General features: G+C 67.5%; 17 protein-coding genes and 2 pseudogenes. 9 read left to right on the plus strand and 10 right to left on the minus strand.

The features are described 5' to 3' along the window. Positions 1–147: 147 nt before the first annotated feature. A complete protein-coding gene (locus RM423_RS21650; protein ID WP_311425128.1) occupies positions 148–711 on the minus strand; it encodes a VOC family protein in 564 nt (187 codons plus the stop codon). A 139-nt stretch (positions 712–850) separates the two neighbouring features. Here RM423_RS21650 and RM423_RS21655 point away from each other — a divergent pair, with 139 nt between their 5' ends. Further along, on the plus strand, positions 851–1,561 hold the full coding sequence (locus RM423_RS21655; RefSeq protein WP_311425129.1) for a DinB family protein: 711 nt from the start codon (positions 851–853) through the stop codon (positions 1,559–1,561). Positions 1,562–1,896: 335 nt separating this feature from the next. Continuing rightward, on the plus strand, positions 1,897–2,160 hold the full coding sequence (locus RM423_RS25985; protein ID WP_396327825.1) for a GNAT family N-acetyltransferase: 264 nt from the start codon (positions 1,897–1,899) through the stop codon (positions 2,158–2,160). Positions 2,161–2,241: 81 nt separating this feature from the next. Here the strand turns inward: RM423_RS25985 and RM423_RS21665 are convergent, their stop codons facing one another. The 3 genes from RM423_RS21665 to RM423_RS21675 form a co-directional block, all read right to left on the minus strand. Continuing rightward, on the minus strand, positions 2,242–2,508 hold the full coding sequence (locus tag RM423_RS21665) for a hypothetical protein (RefSeq protein ID WP_311425131.1): 267 nt from the start codon (positions 2,506–2,508) through the stop codon (positions 2,242–2,244). Between the two features lie 268 nt (positions 2,509–2,776). Beyond that, a complete protein-coding gene (locus tag RM423_RS21670) occupies positions 2,777–2,932 on the minus strand; it encodes a hypothetical protein (protein WP_311425132.1) in 156 nt (51 codons plus the stop codon). Between the two features lie 63 nt (positions 2,933–2,995). After that, complete coding sequence (locus tag RM423_RS21675; RefSeq protein ID WP_311425133.1) at positions 2,996–3,565, minus strand: TetR/AcrR family transcriptional regulator; 570 nt, start codon at positions 3,563–3,565, stop codon at positions 2,996–2,998. Positions 3,566–3,684: 119 nt separating this feature from the next. Here RM423_RS21675 and RM423_RS21680 point away from each other — a divergent pair, with 119 nt between their 5' ends. The 6 genes and pseudogenes from RM423_RS21680 (at position 3,685) to RM423_RS21705 (ending at position 7,502) form a co-directional block, all read left to right on the plus strand. After that, positions 3,685–4,650, plus strand: coding sequence for an SDR family oxidoreductase (locus RM423_RS21680; protein ID WP_311425134.1), 966 nt, complete (start codon positions 3,685–3,687; stop codon positions 4,648–4,650). A gap of 106 nt (positions 4,651–4,756) precedes the next feature. Beyond that, positions 4,757–5,176 (plus strand): DUF3291 domain-containing protein, encoded by a 420-nt coding sequence (locus RM423_RS21685; protein WP_311425135.1) that lies wholly within the window; start codon positions 4,757–4,759, stop codon positions 5,174–5,176. 94 nt (positions 5,177–5,270) lie between these two features. Then, positions 5,271–6,168, plus strand: a pseudogene (locus RM423_RS21690) (SDR family oxidoreductase). Between the two features lie 221 nt (positions 6,169–6,389). Further along, entirely contained in the window at positions 6,390–6,584 is a 195-nt protein-coding gene (locus RM423_RS21695) for a hypothetical protein (protein ID WP_311425137.1), read from the plus strand. A gap of 28 nt (positions 6,585–6,612) precedes the next feature. Continuing rightward, positions 6,613–6,963, plus strand: coding sequence for a hypothetical protein (locus RM423_RS21700; RefSeq protein ID WP_311425138.1), 351 nt, complete (start codon positions 6,613–6,615; stop codon positions 6,961–6,963). A gap of 35 nt (positions 6,964–6,998) precedes the next feature. Then, a complete protein-coding gene (locus RM423_RS21705) occupies positions 6,999–7,502 on the plus strand; it encodes a cupin domain-containing protein (protein ID WP_311425139.1) in 504 nt (167 codons plus the stop codon). Positions 7,503–7,757: 255 nt separating this feature from the next. On the opposite strand, the gene RM423_RS21710 is transcribed toward RM423_RS21705, so the two are convergent. The 6 genes from RM423_RS21710 to RM423_RS21735 all read right to left on the minus strand — a co-directional run bounded on the left by RM423_RS21710 (position 7,758) and on the right by RM423_RS21735 (position 18,684). Then, complete coding sequence (locus tag RM423_RS21710) at positions 7,758–9,245, minus strand: NAD-dependent succinate-semialdehyde dehydrogenase (RefSeq protein ID WP_311425140.1); 1,488 nt, start codon at positions 9,243–9,245, stop codon at positions 7,758–7,760. Next, a complete protein-coding gene (locus tag RM423_RS21715; RefSeq protein WP_311425141.1) occupies positions 9,242–12,142 on the minus strand; it encodes an FAD-binding and (Fe-S)-binding domain-containing protein in 2,901 nt (966 codons plus the stop codon). Before RM423_RS21715 ends, RM423_RS21710 begins: the two co-directional genes overlap by 4 nt. Positions 12,143–12,147: 5 nt before the next feature. Continuing rightward, positions 12,148–13,854, minus strand: coding sequence for a phytoene desaturase family protein (locus RM423_RS21720; RefSeq protein ID WP_311425142.1), 1,707 nt, complete (start codon positions 13,852–13,854; stop codon positions 12,148–12,150). 149 nt (positions 13,855–14,003) lie between these two features. Further along, positions 14,004–14,195: a hypothetical protein gene (locus RM423_RS21725; protein ID WP_311425143.1), complete on the minus strand. Its 192-nt coding sequence runs from the start codon at positions 14,193–14,195 to the stop codon at positions 14,004–14,006. A gap of 4 nt (positions 14,196–14,199) precedes the next feature. Further along, positions 14,200–15,618 (minus strand): gamma-aminobutyraldehyde dehydrogenase, encoded by a 1,419-nt coding sequence (locus RM423_RS21730; RefSeq protein WP_396327826.1) that lies wholly within the window; start codon positions 15,616–15,618, stop codon positions 14,200–14,202. A 48-nt stretch (positions 15,619–15,666) separates the two neighbouring features. After that, positions 15,667–18,684: an aminotransferase class III-fold pyridoxal phosphate-dependent enzyme gene (locus RM423_RS21735; RefSeq protein WP_311425145.1), complete on the minus strand. Its 3,018-nt coding sequence runs from the start codon at positions 18,682–18,684 to the stop codon at positions 15,667–15,669. Positions 18,685–18,907: 223 nt separating this feature from the next. On the opposite strand from RM423_RS21735, the pseudogene RM423_RS21740 reads away from it, so the two are divergent. Continuing rightward, positions 18,908–19,751, plus strand: a pseudogene (locus tag RM423_RS21740) (hypothetical protein); the annotation flags it as partial.

A 19,751-nucleotide genomic window follows, 5' to 3' on the forward strand; every position in this document is an offset into this window, starting at 1 on the left:
CCGCCGAGGACCTCGACTGGGTCGCCCAGGAACTCAACGACCGCCCCCGCAAACGGCTAGCGTTCAAGAAGCCGAACGAACTGATCGGCGACCTGCTGTTGCAATGACCGCCAGAATCCGCCGATCGTGTTGCGGGACGGTGAGCGGTTACCCGTCGGTTTCCGCTGACCGCAAGGTGGCCATGGCTGCATCGATCGTGCGGTGGACATAGCTTGGAAGCGCCGATGGGGCCGGGCGCCACCGAGGCAGCTCGTCAGGTCCTTGGCTCGGCGCGGCACTCGTCGGCCCGTACTCGAACAACCACCAGATGTTGTGCCATGGGTCCTGGAATCGCGCCAGGCGCTGCTGGCCGTGGAAGTCGGTCGGCTCGGTGATTACCTCCGCAGCGTTGGCTCGTGCCCGCTCGATCACCGCGGCGGCATCTCTGACGTACACCTGAAGCAGCGCGGGTGTGAACGACCAGTACGGCTTAGCGTCGCAGAGCATCACGGTTGAGTCGCCGATGCATAGTTCCGCGTGGATCAGCAGACCGTCTGCATCGATGGTGTGGGCGGCAAGCGTCTCCCGGGCGCCGAGCACGGCTTGGGTGAATCGGATGAATGCCGGGGCACCCCCGGAGCCGCGGACAGCGACGAACGGATTCACGCTGCCGTAGCCGGGCGGCAGGGCCTGGCCGGTCAGCACCTCACTGGCGTCTTCGACATCGGTCATGCCGGAAGGCTTTCACGGATCACCGACAACAAGCGCCTCACGTCATAACTTCGTCTCACAGGCCGATCGCCAAGTGGGTCGACCGGACCTTGACCGCGATAGGGGCACGTTGTCGGCGCGCCGGTAGATGATGTCCGGTATGGCGAGATTCGAGGAGCAGGACTTCACCGATGCCGAGTTCCGCGAGTGCGACCTGACCCGTGTCCGTCTGATCGGGGTGGTGATGCAGGACGCCGTGATCGACGGGCTGGTCAGCAATCTGGTCGTCAACGGGGTCGAGGTGGCGTCATATGTCGAAGCAGAGCTGGACCGGCGGCATCCCGTGCGGTTGCTGATCCGCTCCGCCGACCCGACCAACCTGCGGCAAGCGCATCAACAGTTGCAGGCCGACTGGGCGGCGACCCTCGAGCGGCTTGGCGAGATGCCCGACGGTTCTGAGCATCAGCGGGTCGCAGGTGAGTGGTCGGCAGTGCAGACCTTGCGGCACCTGGTGTGCGTGCACGACTCGTGGTTTCGGCGCTGCTGCCTGGGATCGGCTCGGCCGTTCACCGCGATCGGGTTGGGGCCCCAGTTCGTGCCTGATCAGGCGGAGCAGGGCCCCGATCGAGCTGCGGACCCAGCCCTTGACGAGGTACTCGCGGTGCGCAACGGGCAGGCCGTCGAGCTGGAACAGTGGTTGGCGACCGTGACGGCTGACGAACTGTCGGCGGCCGCGCCGGTGCCCGCGGACTCGAGATGGCCGCCGTACGCCCGCGGGAAATCGGTGCTCCAGTGTCTGCACGTGGTGCTGGACGAGGAGTGGGCACACCACGGCTTCTGCGTGCGCGACCTCGGCCTACTCCAACGATGACCGCTGCGGGCGACCGTTCCGCAAGCCGATCCTTGGTAAACGCGAACGTCCGAATCAGCCGGCTGATGGTTGTCACGTCGAGGGTGCTGAACCGTCTCTGCGAAGATCGGAGCGTGCAAGATGCATGCTACGATGGATGGATCGCGGGCGACGACACTGCAGACGGTCAGCGCGCGGCAGCAGGCATCTGGGCTCGCGCGACCGCGGCCCGAGACGGCGTCCCGTCATAGCCTCCGTTAGAGACGAAACTGCCGGGCATTCAACAGTCGCTCTGCGTCGACGGCTCCTCACTTCATGTTGCTCGGCGAGGCGGGGCTGCCGTCGGTTTCGCAATCCTGGTCGTTCGCGAGTTCGTGCTCGAAGTTTCCTACCTCGGCGTGGATCCGAACAACTGGGGCGCTGGGGTCGGCGGCGAGCTCCTCGCGCATATTCAAGACGTTGCCCGAACATTGGGTGTTGGCTCGCTGGAGCTCTGGGTGATCAACGACAACGAGCGTGCTGTTCACCTGTATGAACGAACTGGGTGGCGTCCCACCGACGAAGTCAAGGTTCGCAATGACTCTGGTCGACCAGAACGCCGCTTCGTCCACTGCGTCTAGTAGGGAGCCGCTTTCGGGCGCGCTGCCCTTGTCACCTGGCCTCTCGCTCACGGGCCAGCAGATGTGCCGCGAGTGGGTCGGCTACCGGGCATCTCTTGAATCGATGCTCCCCGCCAGGGTCGCCACCAGGTGCACGTGGTCCTCGGCGTGGCGCACCGCGACCCACCGGCACCCGGCCGAGTCACCCTCGGGGGCGATACCGGTGCGGCTCATCGCCTCGGTACACACATCGGCCCATTCCTCATCCGACAGGCGGCGGTCCTCAGGGGCGTTGCGCAACACCAAGTGGTAGACGAACTCGGCCGGTGCCCGGTCATACGCGCGGACCGGCTGCTCCAACGGTCGCACCAGCGGCGCCACATCATGCCGGCCCAGCCCGGCAATCAGCTCAGGTTCTAGGCCGGCCGGGTACCCGTCCCACGAGGCGCACGAGAAGCCATCGCCCCGTGGGTTAACGCGACCTCTGGCTGAGCTTCGGGTTCAGTTAGGCACCACGGGGCTTTGTCACGCCCCCATCGGCGAGCCGGTCAGCCCACCGCCGATCCGCGCGCCGCTCTCGACGGGCAGTCCAGCGACCGACGAACCAGCACAACGCGGCAACCGCCAAGCTCGCCACCTAGACGTACGCCACGGCCAGACGAAGGTCATAGGCGCCGCGGCCGAGGACAGCGGCCGCCGCCAAGTACAGCGCGAGCGCGAAGGACGAACACGCCGAGCGCCACATGAGCGAGCAGCCGGAACCGGACCGAAGGCCGGCGCGATCAGCGCTCATCGAGGAGCGGACCACCTACGCCGGTAGAGCCGGCACGGTGAGCCGCTGGCGCGCCTGGCTGATTCATTGCGGTTCGCACAGTGCTGTGCGTAGGCGGGTGAGGGCGTCGTCGATTATCGCGGCGAAATCCTGGGGTTCTGCTGCCTCGCTCCACTGTTGGAAGGCGGTCGTGAACGCCGCCACGCCGACTTGGGCGAGGCGGGTGGCGGTGATGTCTTGGACGCCTCGGTGCCGTAGGGCGTCGTCGACCGCTGCCGTCAACGCATCCATTTTGATCAGTTCCCGCTCGCGTAGTTCTTGCGCGGAGCTGACGATGCGCTGCCGTTGGTGGACTGGCTCACCCCAGTCGGTCAGGCCGGTACCGCCCTGGGCCAGCGCTGCCATCACGGCGTCGACAGGCGTCATGCTTGTCGGGGCTGCGCGCACGGTGTCGACGACTGTGCGCTGGAATTCGGCCGAGCCGGTGAACAACACCTCGCGTTTGTCGGTGTAGTGGCGAAAGAACGACCGCTTCTGCAGGCCGGCGCGCTCGGCGATCTCGGCGACGGTGACGTCGTCGTACCCGCGTTCGGTGAACAGCTCCATCGCGGCTACCTGGAGCCGGCCTTGGGCGTCTGGATCCCATCGTGCCATTCCACCATCTTAGCCCAGTGGTCGACACCGAGTGTCATCACTGCTACGTTGAGCGAAGACACCTGGTGTCATCGCCGGTGCTGTCGCACCGCGAGCCAGATCCAACGAAGGTAGGGATCATGCGTGTTTTCGTCACCGGTGCGACCGGTTTCATCGGGTCAGCAATCGTGAAAGAGCTCATCAAGCATGGCCACGACGTGATCGGTCTCGCCCGCTCCGACGCCGCGGCCGCCACGCTCACCGCAGCGGGTGCGACACCGCACCGCGGGTCCGTGCAGGACCTCGACAGCCTTCGCGCCGGCGCGGCGAAGGCGGACGGGGCGATCCACACCGCGTTCTTCCACGAGTTCTCCCACGCCAGCCTCAGCACCCGGATGCGCGTGATCACCGGCGGCAACCCCCGCAACATCGTGCCCAGGTTCCTGGCCGCGACCTTGGCCGCCGACCGCGCCGCCATCGAAGCGATCGGTGACTCCCTCAACGGTTCCGACCGGCCACTAATTGCCACGTTCGCCACCATGGCCCTGACCCCAGGCCAGCTCGGCACCGAAGACGACACCATCGACTCCAACGCCGTGGGCGGCCCTCGCGGTGGAACGGAACGCACCATGCGCGAGCTGGCCACGCGCGGTGTGCGGAGCTCGGTCGTGCGGTTGCCGCCGGTGGTGCACGGCGACGGCGACCGCGGCGGGTTCATCCCCCAGATGATCAAAGCCGCCCGCAAAAGCGAGGTGTCCAGCTACGGCGCCGACGGAGGCAACCGGTGGGCCGCCGTGCATCGCCTGGACGCGGCACACCTGTTCGTGCAGGCCCTCGAGCACGGCGACGCCGGTTCGACCTACCACGGGGTCGCCGAAGAAGGCATCCCGGTCTTCGACATCGCCACCGCTATCGGCCGTGGCCTGGACCTGCCCGTGACCGCGGCAACGCCGAAGGAAATCAAGTCCCGGTTCGGGTTTATCGCGCCCTTCATCGAAGTCGACAACCCCGTCACCAGCGCCTCGACCCGAACCCGACTGGGCTGGGAACCCACCCACCGCCCGCTGCTCGACGACCTCACGCACGGCACCTACTTCACCAGTTAGACCTTCCGCCGCGGGCGGGGACGTCGACGAAGCACCAGCAACGGGCACGCCCGTCGACACCCTGCCCGCACGTGCTGGTTCCACCGACCCTTGGAAGGAAGTTCTCATGCCCGGCATGCCGTGGACCCCGCTCGCCGCCGCCGAACCAGACCGGGAGTACGTCGCGATGGCGACGAAGCTTGTCCTGTCTGGCTACCGGCACCTACCCGCCTTCGTCCGGTCCACCCAAGCGCTGTGGCCTGAACTGACCGGGTCCGAGGGGCTGCTCGGCTACAGCCTGGCCGCCGACCTGACCCGACGCACGTTTCACACCCTGTCGGTGTGGCACGACGCTGAGGCCATCGCGGCGTTCGTGCGCAGCGAGCCACACGCCCTCGTCGTCGCCCACACCCGGCCCTGGCTGGCCGACAGCACCTTCCGCACCTGGACCGTGCACGGGAGGCACCTACCGCTGAACTGGGACCAGGTCCATCAACGCCTCCGCACCGCGACCAGCCAGCCCACCGCGGCTGCTGACCCGGCGTGACGGGAAGTGGGCCCACACGGGCCGCCGCTGGCATCAACCACGGACATCACTCGTTCCGGCAGATCGTCGGAGCACCGAAGCAGGAGATCACATCATGCGTGTTTTCATCACTGGAGCATCAGGCTGGATCGGTTCCGCCGCGGGTGGACGAGCTGCTGGGCGCAGGTCACGACGTCGTCGGCCTGGCCCGCTCCGACGCATCGAGCGCGTCCCTGGAGGCCAAGGGCGCCCAGGGCCGCCGCGGCGACCTCGATGATCTGGACAGCATCCGCTCCGGAGCGCAGGACGCCGATGCCGTCGTTCATCTGGCCAACAAGCACGACTTCGAGAACCCGGAGGCGTCGAACAAGGCCGAGCGGGACGCAGTGAACGCGATCGGGGCCGTCCTGGCCGGGTCGAACCGTCCGTTCCTGCTCGCGTCCGGGGTCACCGGCGTCGTGCAGGGCCGGCCCGCGACCGAGGAGGACCCGTCCCCGTTCCACGGTCCGGACTCACCGCGCGGCGGAAGCGAGAACCTCGCCCTGGAGTATGCGCAGCGGGGCGTGCACACGGTGAGCGTGCGGTTCGCCCCGACCGTGCACGGCGACGGTGACCACGGATTCATGGCGGCGCTGGTCGGCGTCGCCCGCGAGAGGGGCGTTGCCGGCTATGTCGGCGACGGTTCCAACCGCTGGTCGGCGGTCCACCGCTCCGACGCCGGGCGGGTGGTGCGGCTCGGGCTGGAGAAGGCACCGGCCGGGGCCGTGCTGCACGCGGTGGGCGAGCAGGGTGTGCCCGGGCGTCAGATTGCTGAGGCGATCGGGCGCGGCCTGAACGTGCCCGTGGCCTCCATCGCACCGGACGACGCGTTCGGCCACTTCGGCTGGGTCAGGATGTTCTTCGCGGCCGACATTCCAGCGCAGAGTACGATCACGCAGGAACTGCTGGGCTGGGCGCCGACCGGCCCGACACTCATCGACGACCTCGACGGGGGGTCGTACTTCCGCGCGTGACCGGCGTCCGTGCATGAACGGCCACCAGCGACCACATCTGGCGGCGTGACCAACTTGCTCTGGTCGCGCCGCCAGATGACGCGAGCACCGAGGGCGTCACCCGGCCAGATTGCCCGCGGGCTATCCGCCGCCAACGCCCAGTAGAGGAGGACCAGCTTCCGCGGCGCGGGCGATCCCAGCTCACCATGCAGGTGAGGATCACTCGGCGCGAGCCTTGTGATGTGAACCGACAGGTCCAGTGGTATCCCACCCCGACCCCGGTGATCGAGTTCTCCGTTGCCGGCCAGGGTAGTTCCACCGTCCGGATATCGCTCCGCGGTGCCGTGCCGACTGGCTCGTACTGGCTGCTGCCCAAGCTGATGTGGCACGGCCGGGTCGGCTATGGCCCGTCGATCGCATTCGCCGTGGCGGGCTGAGCTGGGCCGCCCGCCCGATTCGAGCTCGGTGGATCCGACCCGGCGGATCCGGCTTGCCCCGAACGTGATTCCCCGGTTCTACCAAGGCGGTCGCAAACTTGGCGAGTTCCGGCACACGCAACTGGGTGAGTACGACGGCGAGGACTGGGTCGGTTCGACCATCCGAGCCAGCGAGGGCAAAGGCAACCTTGGGCTCAGTTCGCTGCCGGACGGCCAACTCCTGGTCGAGGCGATCAGCCAAGCACCGCAGACATATCTTGGTCTGGACCATGTTGGCCGCTACGGCTCGAACCTGGAAGTGCTGGTCAAGATCCTGGACGCCGGGCAGCGATTGGCGGTCCACGTGCACCTGACCCGGGCGGTGCCCGCGAGCATTTGAACTGCGTGCACGGCAAGACTGAATGTTGGCTGATTATGGACTCGCCCCCGGACGGCGTGGTGTACCTCGGCTTCGCCGAAGACACCTCGCTCGACTCCCTGACCGCCTGGATGAAGGACAGCGACCCGGCTCCGATGCTGGCCGCGATGAACCGGTTGCCGGTCCAGGTCGGCGAGGCGGTGCTGGTGCCGGCCTGGGTACCCCATGCGATTGGGGCCGGCATCCTGCTGGTCGAGCTGCAGGAACCGACCGACTCCTCGATCATGTTGGAATGGCAGGGCTTCGCCGTCGACGATCCGGATGACTGGCATCTCGGATTAGGCCCGGACACCGCCTTGGCCCTGGTCGATCGGTCGGGTTGGCCGGCCGAGAGACTGGCCGCAGTGCGTCGGTTCACCCCCGGGCCCGATCCGGACGGCCTTGCTGCCGGCCGCCGCCGACGACTTCTTCCGAGCGGAACTGATCACCGACGGCGCGGTGTTGTCCGATGCCATCTCGGTGCTGGTCGGCATCGAGAATTCTTTGCAACTACAAGGTGATGACGGCGTCCCGGTCACCATCGACCGGGGCGACACCTACCTGCTGCCCTACGCGGCCGGGCCGCTGCGGGTGACCGGGACCGGTCGGGCGATCCGCTGCCTCCCCCGGCAGCGGACCGTCCGGCCGGCGCCGGAACCGAGCCGACGCCGAGCTGACGTTGGTCAGCTGGGTCAGCTGGGTTCGGCTGGTTGGCTTGATCGGCTGGTCGGCTTAGTCGGCGCGAGGGATGTACGGCGAGGGTATCCGGAGCGGCGTCAGCGAACCGGGATCGCGGCGTAGTGCAGCTCCAGGTATTCCTCCAGTCCAACCGCGCCGCCCTCACGACCCAACCCGGACTGCTTGACGCCACCGAACGGCGCGGACGGGTTGGACACCACTCCGGTATTGATGCCAACCATGCCGGTTTCCATTGCCTCGCTGACTCGCAGCGCACGGTCAAGGTTCTCGGTGATGAGATAACCGACCAAGCCCCACTCGGTATCGTTGGCCGCCGCGACCACGGCTGACTCATCGGTGAACGTGCTGATCGCGGCGACCGGTCCGAAGATCTCGGCCTGGCTCAGTACGCTGCCCGGCTGCACGTCGGTTAGCACGGTCGGTGCGCAGAAGTAGCCGGCACCGTCGGGCACCGAACCGATTCCGGCCACGCTCGCGCCGCGATCGAGCGCGTCGTCGATGAACTGCCGGACCTTGAGCTGACTGGCCGCATCGATCAACGGCCCGACCTGAGTTTCGGGTTGCAGGCCATCGCCCACCACCAAGCCGGTCATCCGCCGAGTCAGTTCGGCCGTGAACTCGGTGGCGACGGCCGCGTGCACGTACATCCGGTTGGCGGCGGTGCAGGCCTGCCCCATGTTGCGCATCTTGGCCACCATCGCCGCCTCTACCGCCACGTCCAGATCGGCGTCCTCGAAGACGATGAACGGCGCGTTGCCGCCGAGCTCCATCGAGGTTCGCATCACGGTATCGGCGGCCACCCGCAGCAGGATTCGGCCGACCTCGGTGGACCCGGTGAAGGACAGCTTGCGCAGCGCTCCGGTTCGCATCATCGGTCCGGTGATCAGCTCGGCCCGCGAGCTGGCGATGACGTTGAGCACCCCGTTGGGCAGCCCGGCCTCGGCCAGGAGCTGGGCCAGAGCCAGGCTGGTCAACGGCGTCTGTGGCGCCGGCTTGAACACCATCGTGCAGCCGGCGGCGATGGCCGGACCGATCTTGCGCGCGCCCATCGCCAGCGGAAAGTTCCACGGCGTGATCAGCAGACACGGCCCGACCGGACGACGAGACACCAGGATCCGGGTACCGCCATCAGCGGACAAACCGTAGGAGCCGCTGATGTGCCCGGCTTGCTCAGAGAACCAGCGGAAGAACTCGGCTGCGTAGGCCACCTCACCTCGGGCTTCGGCCAGTGGCTTTCCCATTTCGGCCGTGATCAAGAGGGCAAAGTCCTCCTGTTGGCGGTCGAGCAGCTCCGCTGCTCGAGCCAGGATGCCGGACCGGTTCCGCGGGGCGGTGGTGGCCCAGCTTCCTTGGTGGGCCGCGGCTGATCGAACTGCGGCCAGTGCGTCGGCCTCGCCGGCGTCGGCAATCTCCAGCAGCGGCTGCCCATCGGCCGGATTCTCCACGGTCACTACGGCGTCGTCGGCCGCGCCCCGCTGCTGGCCGTCGATCAGCAGCCCGGTCGGAACCGCAGCCAATACCCGGGCCAGGTCGGCCCGACGGTCGGATTCGAGGGTTGCGGTCATGACAGGGCCTCTTTCATGGTGGGAACAGCAGATGATTTGGTTCGAGTGAGGGCATCGTCGAGCACCTCGGCCAGATGTCGAGCCGGACGCTTGGGCTGCAGTTGTGCGATCTGCACCTGACAGCCGAAGCCGTCCGCGACGAACACCGCGTCGGCCGCGGCCCGACGCAGCGCTGGGGCCAGCGCGGTTTCCGCCACCGCCATCGATGTCTCGTAGTGGTCGGCCTCGAACCCGAAGTTGCCGGCCAGGCCACAACAGCCGATCGCCTCGTCCAACTCGGTCATGCCGGCTTGGCGCAGCATGCTGCCCGGCCGGGACGCCGGAAAGGTCGAGCGCTCATGGCAATGGGCCTGCAGCACGCCGGCGGACGGTAACGGCGGCGGCCGCCAGCCAGGTTTGGCCAACGTTCGTAGAGCTTGCTCGAAGGTGAGCACCCGCGCCTCCAGCTGCTCGGCCGACTCGGTCGAAACCAGTTCGGCCGCATCACCGGCCAGCGTGGCGGCACAACTGGGCTCGAGCGCGATGATCGGCTTGCCGTCGAATCCAGCGCCGGACAGCCGAGCCACGGTCTTGTGTAGCACCCGCCGGGCCCGGTCGAGTTGTCCGGTGGTGATCCAGGTCAGGCCACAACAGCCCCGGGGCGCCAATTGCACGCTGATACCGGCGTCGGCTAGTACCCGGGTCGCCGAACGGACGAGTTCAGGCCGGAACGCACGGGTGAAAGTGTCCACAAAGAGCAACGTCTCCCCCTGGCTGGGCACGGTCGCCAGCGCGTGACGACGGACGTTGGGCCGCGCGAATCGCGGCACGGCTCGCTCGGCGGTCACCCCCGCCAGCGCGGGCAGTAACCGGCGGACGGATCGTCGTCTAGTCATCGCGTTGACCAGCGGCGCGACCGGGGCGGCCAGCGCGGCCAGCGTCGGCAACCAGCCCAAGCTGTAGTGGGTCCAGGGCCGGAGCTTGCCGCGGTAGTGCTGGTACAGGAATTCCGACTTGTAGCTGGCCATATCCACCCCGGTCGGGCAGTCGGTCGAACAGGCCTTGCAGGACAGACAAAGGTCCAACGTCTGCAAGACATCCTCACCGGTGATCGGTCGGCTGCCGGACAGGTAGTCCTGCAGGGCGCGGGCGCGGCCCCGGGTGGCATCCCGCTCCGCGCCGGTGGCCCGATGGGACGGGCACATCACCCCGCCGGTCGGGGCGACGCAGCGGCCGATGCCCACGCAGCGACCGGCCGCCTCGGCCAGGCTGCCGTGATCGGCCGACAGCGCCAGCCCGGTCCGTCGGGGCTGGAGCAGCAAGGTCGGTACCAGGTCATCGATCAGGTCCGCCGGTCGCACGATGATGCCGGGATTGAGGAGGTTGGCTCGGTCGAAAAGCTGTTTCACCTGACCGAAGGCGCGCAGCACATCGGCGCTGTACAGGATCGGCAGCAGCGCACTACGGGCCCGGCCATCACCATGTTCACCCGACAGCGTGCCGCCCAGCCGGGCGACGAGGTGGGCCGCGGCCTGGACGAAGTCGTGCATCCGCCGCCGACCCACCTCGCTGCCGGTGTCGAGGTCGATCCGGACGTGCACGCAACCGGCACCGAAGTGGCCGTACAGCACACCGGTGTAGCCATGCTCGGCCAACAGCGCCCGGAACCCGACCAGATACTCGGCCAGCCGGTGCGGTGCGACCGCGGCGTCCTCCCAACCGGGCCAGGCCCGAGCGGCGCCGGGCAGGTTCGCGGCCAGGCCGGCTCCGTCCTCCCTGATCCGCCAGAGCCGGCTGCGCTCGGCCGCATCCCAGACCACTCGGATGTCGCGCACCGAGCCGCCACCGGTCAGGGTGGTGATCAGCGCCTGGACCCGACGTTGCAGATCATCGTTGTCCGTGCGACCGGATGCTTCTTCGGCCGGCGAGAGCTCCAGGTACAGCCAGGCACTGCCGTCCGGCAGGTCCGCTCGCGCCGCCCCGGACCGTCGGCGCATCGCGGCCACGATGGCCGAGTCCATGGCCTCGATGGCGGTCGGTGCATGCTCGATGATTGCCGGCACATCACGGGCCGCGTCGATCAGATCGGCATAGCCGGCGACGACCATGACCGTCGCCCGCGGCCGCGACACCAGAGCCACCGTCATCGCGGTCACGATCACCAGGCTGCCCTCGGATCCGACCAGCGCGCGGGCGACGTCGAAGCCGTGTTCGGGCAGCAGCCGGTGCAGGTGATAACCCGAGACCTGGCGGGGCACCCGATCCAGTTCGAGCCGTAGCGGGCCCAGATACAGCCCGATCAGGCTCCGGAGCTCGTTCTCCAGAGCGGCGACCCGATCAGCGTCTTCGGTGTGCAGGGCGCGCAGACCGTGCGGTCCGGCGATGATCGACGTGCCGTCGGCCAGCAGCGCCTCCAACTCCAGAACGTGGTCGCTGGTCCGCCCGTAGGCCACCGAATGGTTTCCGCAGGCATCATTGCCGACCATGCCACCGAAGCTGACCCGGCTGTGCGAGGACGGGTCCGGGCCGAACATCAGCCCATGTTCGGCTGCCGCCGCCTGCAGCGTGTCGAGCAGTACCCCGGCCTCCACGGTGGCCGTCCGCCCCACCGGATCGATTCGCCGGATTCGCTTCAGGTGCTTGGAGAAATCCAGCACCACGCCGGGTCCGATGGCATTGCCGGCCATGCTGGTGCCGGAGCCGCGGGCGGTCACCGGCAGGCCGGCCGCGGCCGCCGCCCGGAGCACCACGCCGACGTCATCGGCGTCCCGGGGGAACACCACCGCCGCCGGGGCCACCCGGTAGTTGGAGGCGTCGTAGGAGTATTGGCTCACCGTCAAGGCCGAGGTGTCGACGACCAGACCGGGCCTGAGCCGGGACAGCGTCGAGACCAACTGCCCGACTGCGGTGTCAGCCACCGCAGTCAGGTACCGCTCTTGGTGAACAGGCGGACCACCCGGCGCAGCAACGGCTGCCGGGCGACCTGATAGCCGAGCTCGCGGCCGGCCTTGGAACTCATCACCACATCGGCCAAGCCGCGCTTCGGGCCGCTGGTCGCCAGCGGGACCGGCCGGGCCGCGGTGCCGTTCACGTCGGCCAGCACCACCTTGGCCGCGTTGTGTCCGTTGGCCCCCATCACCCCGCCGCCGGGATGAGTGCCGGAACCGCACAGGTAATACCCCTGGACCGGCGTGCGATAGTCGGCCAGCTCAGGGGTCGGACGGCTGCCGAACAACTGGTCCAGGAACATCGCGCCGTGGAAGATATTGCCGCCGGTCAGACCGTAATCGCGCTCCAGATCGAGCGGCGTGATGACGACCCGGTCCAGGATGTGATCCCGCAGGTTGGGTGCGTAGCGGAACAAATTCTCCAGCACCTGATCGGCAAATTTGTCCCGCATCTGGTCCCAGTCGGTGCCGGTGAGCTCGAACGACAGCTGCTGCACACCCAGGGTCATGGTGTGCAGTCCGGCCGGGGCCAAACTCGGATCGGTGGTCGATTGGATCATCGCCTCGATCACGAACTCGTCCGGCAGGATGCCGCGCCGCTCGGCCTCCCAGGCCCGTTCGAAGTTCTCCACCGAAGCACCCATGATCTGCTGCGCTTCGTGCTGTGGCCCGGGGCCCGGAGGGAACCCTACGTACTCGGGCAGCTCGTCGATCAGCAGGTGGATCCGGGCCATCGAGCCCCGGGTGTCGAAGCGCTGCACCGCCTCGGTCACGGCCGGCTTCACCGTCCCGGCCGGCAACAGGCTCAACATGGACCGCACCGGGTCAGCGTTGGACAGCACCACCGGCGCCGAGATCTCCTCGCCCGATTCGAGCAGCACTCCCCGGGCGACGCCGTTCTCGACCTGGACGTGCCGGACCGGGCTGTTCAGCCGGACCTCGGCCCCATGCGCTTCGGCCGCCCGGGTCATGGCCTGGGTGATGCCTCCCATGCCACCCTTGACCAGACCCCATTGACCCAGGTGTCCTTCGAATTCGCCGACCGAGTGGTGACCGTAGACGTAAGCCGTGCCGGGTGTGGATGGGCCACCCCAGATCGAGATCATGCCGAAGAACGTGAACAATCCCTTGATGTGCTCGGACTCGAAGTAGCGGTCGAGCAGGTCCTTGGTCGAGGACAGCACGAACTCGTCGAACAGGTCGGTGGCGCCGGCCTGTTCGAACGCAGCCAGCACCTCGGACCGGCTGGTCGGCGGCTTCATCAGGAACGGCGTGATGATGCTTGCGAACTGTTTGACCCGCAGTCCGAAGCTCAAGAACGACTTTGCGTCCTTCTTGGAGAACTTCTCCAGTTCCGTCAGCGTCCGGTCGATGTCCTTCCACATGAACATGTGGCTGCCGTCCTCGAAGATGACGACCTCCATTGCTTCGGTCTGGTACATCTCCAAGCCGTACTTGGCCAATTCGAGTTCACGAATCACCTCCGGCCGCAGCAGCCCGGCGATAAACGCGCAGGAGGACCACTTGCTGCCGGCGATGAGTTCTTCGGTGGTGCAGGCACCACCGACGACGTTGCGGGCCTCCAGTACCAGGACCTTCTTGCCGTCCCGGGCGAGGTAATTGGCCGCGATCAGCCCGTTGTGGCCGGCACCGATGACGATTGCATCGTAGGAATTGGGCATGTCTAGCGACCTCTCAGAATGGGAAGCACGAGCGAGGAACGAACGGAGGACGGATCGACCAGTTCATCGAAACCGGTGGTGACGGGCCGCAACGCCGGGTCATGATCGCGCAGCCTTTCCCAGGCCGGCCAGTCGCTGACCTGCATAATCTACACGATGTCGACAGCCAATCCGGCGCCGCCGTTGGCCTCGGCCACCCGATAGGCCTGGAACTGGCTGACCACGTCCGGATAGGAACTCAGGGTCGGCTGGTCCACCGTGGCGGAGAATCGGGCGAAGCGATCGGCCGCAATACCCGGTCGGAGCCGGAACATGTTGACGGCAATCACGGGATCGGACATCGGATCAGCCTTCCAGCAGGTTGATCATGACGTGCTTGAGCTCGGTGTACTCCTCCAAGGAGTAGGCCGACATGTCGTTGCCATGGCCGGACTGCTTGAACCCGCCGTGCGGCATCTCGGACACGATCGGCAGGTGTTCGTTGATCCAGACCGTGCCGAACTGAAGCCGCCGGGCGGCCCGCATCGAGCGGGAGACGCTGCTGGTGAACACCGAGGCGGCCAGGCCGTATTCGACGTCGTTCGCCCAATCGAAGGCTTGCTGTTCGCCGCTGAACGCCGTTGTGGTGACCACCGGCCCGAACACCTCCTTCTGCACGATTTCGGAGTTCTGGCGGGCGTGGGTGATCAGCGTCGGCCGGTACCAGAAGCCGGGACGGTCACTCGGACCGCCGACCGCCAATGTGCCGCTGCCGGTCGCGACGGTCCGGTCGACGAAGCCGGTGACCCGGGCCAGGTGCCGTTCTGAGATGACCGGCCCCATCTCGGTGCTCGGCAACTGCGGGTCGCCCATCACCACCTCAGAAACGGCCGCGGCCAGCTTGGCCACGAACTCGTCGTGAATGTCGGCATCGACGTAGACCCGGGCGGCGGCCATACAGTCCTGGCCGGAATTGCCATAGCCGCCCTCGCAAATCTTGCGTACGGCGAGGTCGAGGTCGGCGTCGGCGAAGACCAGCACCGGCGCCTTGCCGCCGAGTTCCAGATGTAGCCGCTTGAGGTTTCCGGTGGCCGCGACCGCGACTCGCTTGCCGGTCGCGGTGTCGCCGGTCAGCGAGGTCATCCGAACCCGTGGGTGGGTGGTGATCGCCTCGCCCACCGTATCTCCGTGCCCGGTCACGACGTTCAAGACGCCGGCCGGAAAGAGATCTTGAGCCAGTTCAGCCAGTTTCAACGCGGTCAATGGGGTCTGCTCGCTGGGCTTGAGCACCAAGGTGTTGCCGGTGACCAGAGCGGGACCGATCTTCCAGATCGCCATCACCAACGGGAAGTTCCACGGCGCTACGCTGCCGACCACACCAAGCGGATCCCGGCGCAGGAAACTGGTGTGTTTCCCGGAGTATTCCCCGCCGGCCGTGCCGCCGAGCAGCCGGGCCGCACCGGCGAAAAAGCGCAGGTTGTCGACGCCGAACTCGACCTCCTCGCGGGCCACGTGCAACGGCTTGCCGACGTTGGCCGATTCCAGCTCGGCCAACTCCTCGAGATGGTCGTTCAGTCGATCGGCCAGCTCGAGCAGCCGCTGCGAGCGGTCGGCCGGGGACCGCTCCGCCCAGTCCCAGAACGCGGAATCGGCTGCGGCCACAGCCTGTTCGACATCGGCGGCGGTACCGTACGGAACCTGCGCGATGACCGATCCGTCGGCCGGGTTGATCACGTCCTCGACCGAGCCGGCGGTGGCGGCGGCGGGCCGCCCGGCGACGAACATCTTCCAGTCGCGAGCGGTGTTTAGAGTGCTGGTCATGTGCGGGTTCCCTTACTGACGTCGGTCGCGAGCGATCGCTTCGAGCCTGGACAGGATGTCGTCGAGCGCCTCGACATAGAGGTCGACGTGGTGCCGCGCGAAGGTCATCGGCGGTTTGATCTTGAGAACGTTGTCATACACGCCGTTGGGGAAGACGATCACGCCTCGTTCCTTGGCCATTTCGGTGATGGCGAACGCCTCGTCACGAGCCGGTTCCTTGTTGGTGCGGTCGCGTACCAGTTCCACTCCCAGGTACAGCCCCTCGGCCCGGACATCGCCGATCAGTTCGTGCCGCGACTGCAATTGCCGTAGCGAATCGGCGAAATAACCACCGACCGCGACGGCGCGCTCCCGCAGGTTGTCCCGGCTGACGATGTCCAGCACCATTTCGCCGATCGCACACGAGACCGGGTTTCCGCCGAAAGTGTTGAAGTACTTCATGCCGGTGTCGAAGGCGTCCGCGATCGCGCGGGTGGTCACCACCGCTGCCAGCGGATGCCCGTTGCCCAGGGGCTTACCCATCGTCACGATGTCGGGAATCACCTGCTGAAGCTGGAAACCCCACCACGGGCCGAGCCGGCCGACGCCGACCTGAACCTCGTCGGAGATGCACAGGGCACCGGCCCGCCGGGCGGCGGCGAACGAGTCAGCCAGATACTGCGGTGGGTGCACGATGTTGCCGGCGGTTCCCATCAGAGACTCGGCGATGAACGCCGCCGGTCGCCGCCCGTCACCACTGATCCGCTCGATCACCGCGGCCGCCTGGGCTGCGTATTTCGGCCCGGCCTGAGGATCGTCATAGCCGTAGGCCCCCCGGTAGCGGTCCGGGATCGTCACCTCATGCGTGGTCGGCGGCGCGCCCTGCCCACCCGGACCCTTGTACCGATTGGGGCTGATGCCGGTCACCCAGCCGGTGTTGCCGTGGTAGGCGCCATCGATGTTGACGATGTGCTGCCGGCCGGTCACCTGGCGGGCGATCCGCAGGGCCAGATCGTTGGCTTCGCTCCCGCTGCCGACCAGGAACACAACTTCCAGTAGTGCCGGCAACGTCGCCACCAGTTTCTCGGTGTAGCTGGCGATCTGTGGATAGACGAATCTGCTGTTTGTATTGAGCTTTCGCAGTTGGCGGGTGGCGGCCGCGGTGATCCGCGGTTCGGCGTGGCCGACATGGGTCACGTTGTTGAGCGAGTCCAGGTAGGCGCGTGCGTCCTCGTCGTAGAACCAGACATCGCGACCGCGGACCAGGTTCATCGGCTCGCGGTAGTAGTGCCGCTGCGAGGACGCGATGTGCTGGCGACGGGAGGCCAGGACCTGCCCGATCGTCGGCTCGGTGGCCGGGGCCGAACTGAGGCCGAGCAGGGCGGCCGGATCCGGGCTGATCCGCTGCCAGCTCGCCCGGTCCGCGGCCCGGATGAATCGGGGTGGCGGCATCGACGCCAGTCCGGCCGAAGCCACCAGTTGCACCTGCAACCCGGAACCGAGCAGGTTCTCCCCGACCGCGGTGCCAGGACCGGACGGTGCGGCAATCGGGCCGAGCGGATGACCGACCGCAATGTGCTCACCCGGGTCGAGCGAGGGGCTGATACCCCACCAGCAACTGCGGAAAGTCAGCCCGTCCTGTTCGTGTCGAAGTACCAGCGGGTCGGCTCGGCGCTCGACCTGGCCGGCCAGCGGCGCCAGCACCACGGTGCCGGCCGGCGCGAGCACCGCCGCGCCGAGCTGGACGGTGGCGGGTTCGGCCGTCCCCACTGCCCGCTGGGCCGCGCGCAACATTGATGCAGTCAGGTGAGGCACGTAAAGCGGGGCATCCGAAACGTCCCGAGTTTCGGTCAAGGCCGCGGCCACGTCGGTGGCCGAGGTCCAGTCGCGTTCGTCGAACAGATCACTCGCCGGGCGCAGGTCGACCAGCGCGGCACTTTGAAACTGGGACCCCGCCGCGGCGTCCGACACCGCCGCGAGTCGAGTTTCGGCCTCCGTTATCGGCAAATCACAGGCGAGCCGGAAGGCCGCCTCGGCCACCACCGGATGAATCTGAACCAGCCGGGCCAGCGTCGGCCAGGTGTGGCGCATCCGCGATCGTCCGTAGTCCGAACCGGAATCGACGATCCGCTGGCTCCAGGTCACCGCGTTCATGCAGAGACGAGCCAACGCCAGCGGGTAGACAACGGCCAGTTCCTGGGCGGTCAGCGGGGCGGCGGCGTAGAACCCGGCCACCACCTCGGTCGCCGCCCGCAAGGGATCATCCTTGCGAACCATGGCATAGGCGACCGCGATCGCGACCTCGGCCACCCGGACGGTGTGCAAGGCGTCACCGACATCGACCACGCCACTGATCCGCAGGTCGCCGTCATCGTCATAGCTGACCAGGATGTTTGCGTCATTCAGGTCGTGGTGGACCACGCCCTGGGGCAGATCGGTCAGATCGATCCGGTCATACCAAGCCAGCGCGGTTTCCACATGTGAGCGGCGGTCGGTCTCGGCCACCGCATCGATCGACGCCTCGACGATTTGGCGGGCCCGCCGCAGATCCCACTCGTGGGTGCCGGACTGGTCCGGGGCCGGCATGCTGGCCAGGCCGGCGCTGATCCGACCCGCGGTCTGGCCCAGTTCGCGGAGCAGCGCGGGCGAATGGTGGGGGGCTTCGGCCAACGTGCGGCCCGGCAGCCAGGACATCACTCGCAGCGTCACCGGTTGGCCGTGGTCGTCGCTCAGCTCGACCGCGAAGCGACCGGTGATCGACGGGTACAGCCGCGGAACCGGCAGCGCCGGAACGGTCTCGGCCAGATGCAGCAGGAGCTCGTTCTGCCAGCGGATACCGGGGGAATCCACCGCTCCGGGAGTCACACGAGCGAAGTAGCTGATGCCGTCGGCGGCCTCGATCCGGGTGTTCTGGTCGACCTCACCGCCCAGAGTCTGCTGCCCGGTGACCTCGATCGCGTATTCCTGCCGCAGGGCCGCCGTCAACACCGACGCGCGGACGCGCCCGCCGGTACTGGGCGCGTCCGGCGGCGTGGTTACGGCGAAGCTCATGACCGCTGTCCTCCTCAAGTGCGTCTGACCATGCCATTTCAACCGACGACGAGAGGCCGAACAATGGGCTGAGCGAGCGTGATCCAGCCGTAGGAATGTGCCGATGCACAGACACCGAGCCGGACGGTGTCGCGCCGGTCAAGCGAACGAAACCGACTCACCCTTGGCGATCTGCCGGTAATAATGGGCAGATGCACATCGAACTCGCGCTGCGGCCGCGCCGATGAAGGCGAATTCCCGGGCGACCGACGCAGTGCAATCGATCGCCCGTGAGCTGTTGGCCGACCGCCTCGATGAGCTGACCGATGTCGCGTTGGCCCGGTTGATGAAGGAAGAGCCGGCTTATGCAGCGCTCACCATGGATCCGCAGACCCGTCAAGCCGGCATGCGTCGTACGCTCGAGCTGGCCCTGCTCCGGCTGGCGGGCGATCCGGTTCCTCCGGTGGGACAACGAGCGAGCACCGAGGTCGGTCGGGAACGGGCGGTGCAGGGGTTTCCCCTCACCGCGCTTATGCACTCCTTCCAGCTGGACCTGCGGGTGCTGTGGGAAGCGGTGCTGGATGAAGGACGGCGCCGCGGCATCAGCAGCGAAACCGGCTTTCTGGACGGCCTGATCCGGGTTTGGGAGGCCACCGACGCCAACACCGTCGAGGTAGTCGATGCCTACCGCCGGACCGAGCGGGAACTGGCCAGCCAACGCGAGGAGTTGCGCTCCCGGGCATTCGAGCGACTTCTGCTCGACGGCGACAAGGATCCGGCCGCAGTCAGCACCGCCTCGGCTCTGCTCGGCCTGCCGTCCGAGGCGGCCCTGATCATCCTGGTCGCCGACGGTGTGCCGCCGGCCGCGCCGGAGCTGCAACGTTGCCGAGCCGCCATGCACCGATCCAACACCCCTTTCCATCTCGGGTGGATCGGTGACGAACTGATCGGGGTGCTGGTGCTGGGGCGGCGACCGGAGCTCGTGCTGGCCAACCTGGCGCCGCTGGATCAGTGGCGCTGCGGCACGGCCGAGGTGGCCGACTTGTTCCAGGTCACACGGGGTCTCCGGTTGGCCCGGGCCGCCAGCC

Origin of the sequence: Jatrophihabitans lederbergiae (assembly GCF_031845305.1) — a bacterium.
Taxonomy (GTDB): domain Bacteria; phylum Actinomycetota; class Actinomycetes; order Mycobacteriales; family Jatrophihabitantaceae; genus Jatrophihabitans_A; species Jatrophihabitans_A lederbergiae.

Coding starts and splice junctions, on each gene's coding strand:
- RM423_RS21650 (WP_311425128.1), bottom strand. CDS start 711: ATGACCGATGTCGAAGACGCCAGTGAGGTGCTGACCGGCCAGGCCCTG.
- RM423_RS21655 (WP_311425129.1), top strand. CDS start 851: ATGGCGAGATTCGAGGAGCAGGACTTCACCGATGCCGAGTTCCGCGAG.
- RM423_RS21670 (WP_311425132.1), bottom strand. CDS start 2,932: ATGAGCGCTGATCGCGCCGGCCTTCGGTCCGGTTCCGGCTGCTCGCTC.
- RM423_RS21675 (WP_311425133.1), bottom strand. CDS start 3,565: ATGGCACGATGGGATCCAGACGCCCAAGGCCGGCTCCAGGTAGCCGCG.
- RM423_RS21680 (WP_311425134.1), top strand. CDS start 3,685: ATGCGTGTTTTCGTCACCGGTGCGACCGGTTTCATCGGGTCAGCAATC.
- RM423_RS21685 (WP_311425135.1), top strand. CDS start 4,757: ATGCCCGGCATGCCGTGGACCCCGCTCGCCGCCGCCGAACCAGACCGG.
- RM423_RS21705 (WP_311425139.1), top strand. CDS start 6,999: ATGGACTCGCCCCCGGACGGCGTGGTGTACCTCGGCTTCGCCGAAGAC.
- RM423_RS21710 (WP_311425140.1), bottom strand. CDS start 9,245: ATGACCGCAACCCTCGAATCCGACCGTCGGGCCGACCTGGCCCGGGTA.
- RM423_RS21720 (WP_311425142.1), bottom strand. CDS start 13,854: ATGCCCAATTCCTACGATGCAATCGTCATCGGTGCCGGCCACAACGGG.
- RM423_RS21725 (WP_311425143.1), bottom strand. CDS start 14,195: ATGTCCGATCCCGTGATTGCCGTCAACATGTTCCGGCTCCGACCGGGT.
- RM423_RS21730 (WP_396327826.1), bottom strand. CDS start 15,618: ATGTTCGTCGCCGGGCGGCCCGCCGCCGCCACCGCCGGCTCGGTCGAG.
- RM423_RS21735 (WP_311425145.1), bottom strand. CDS start 18,684: ATGAGCTTCGCCGTAACCACGCCGCCGGACGCGCCCAGTACCGGCGGG.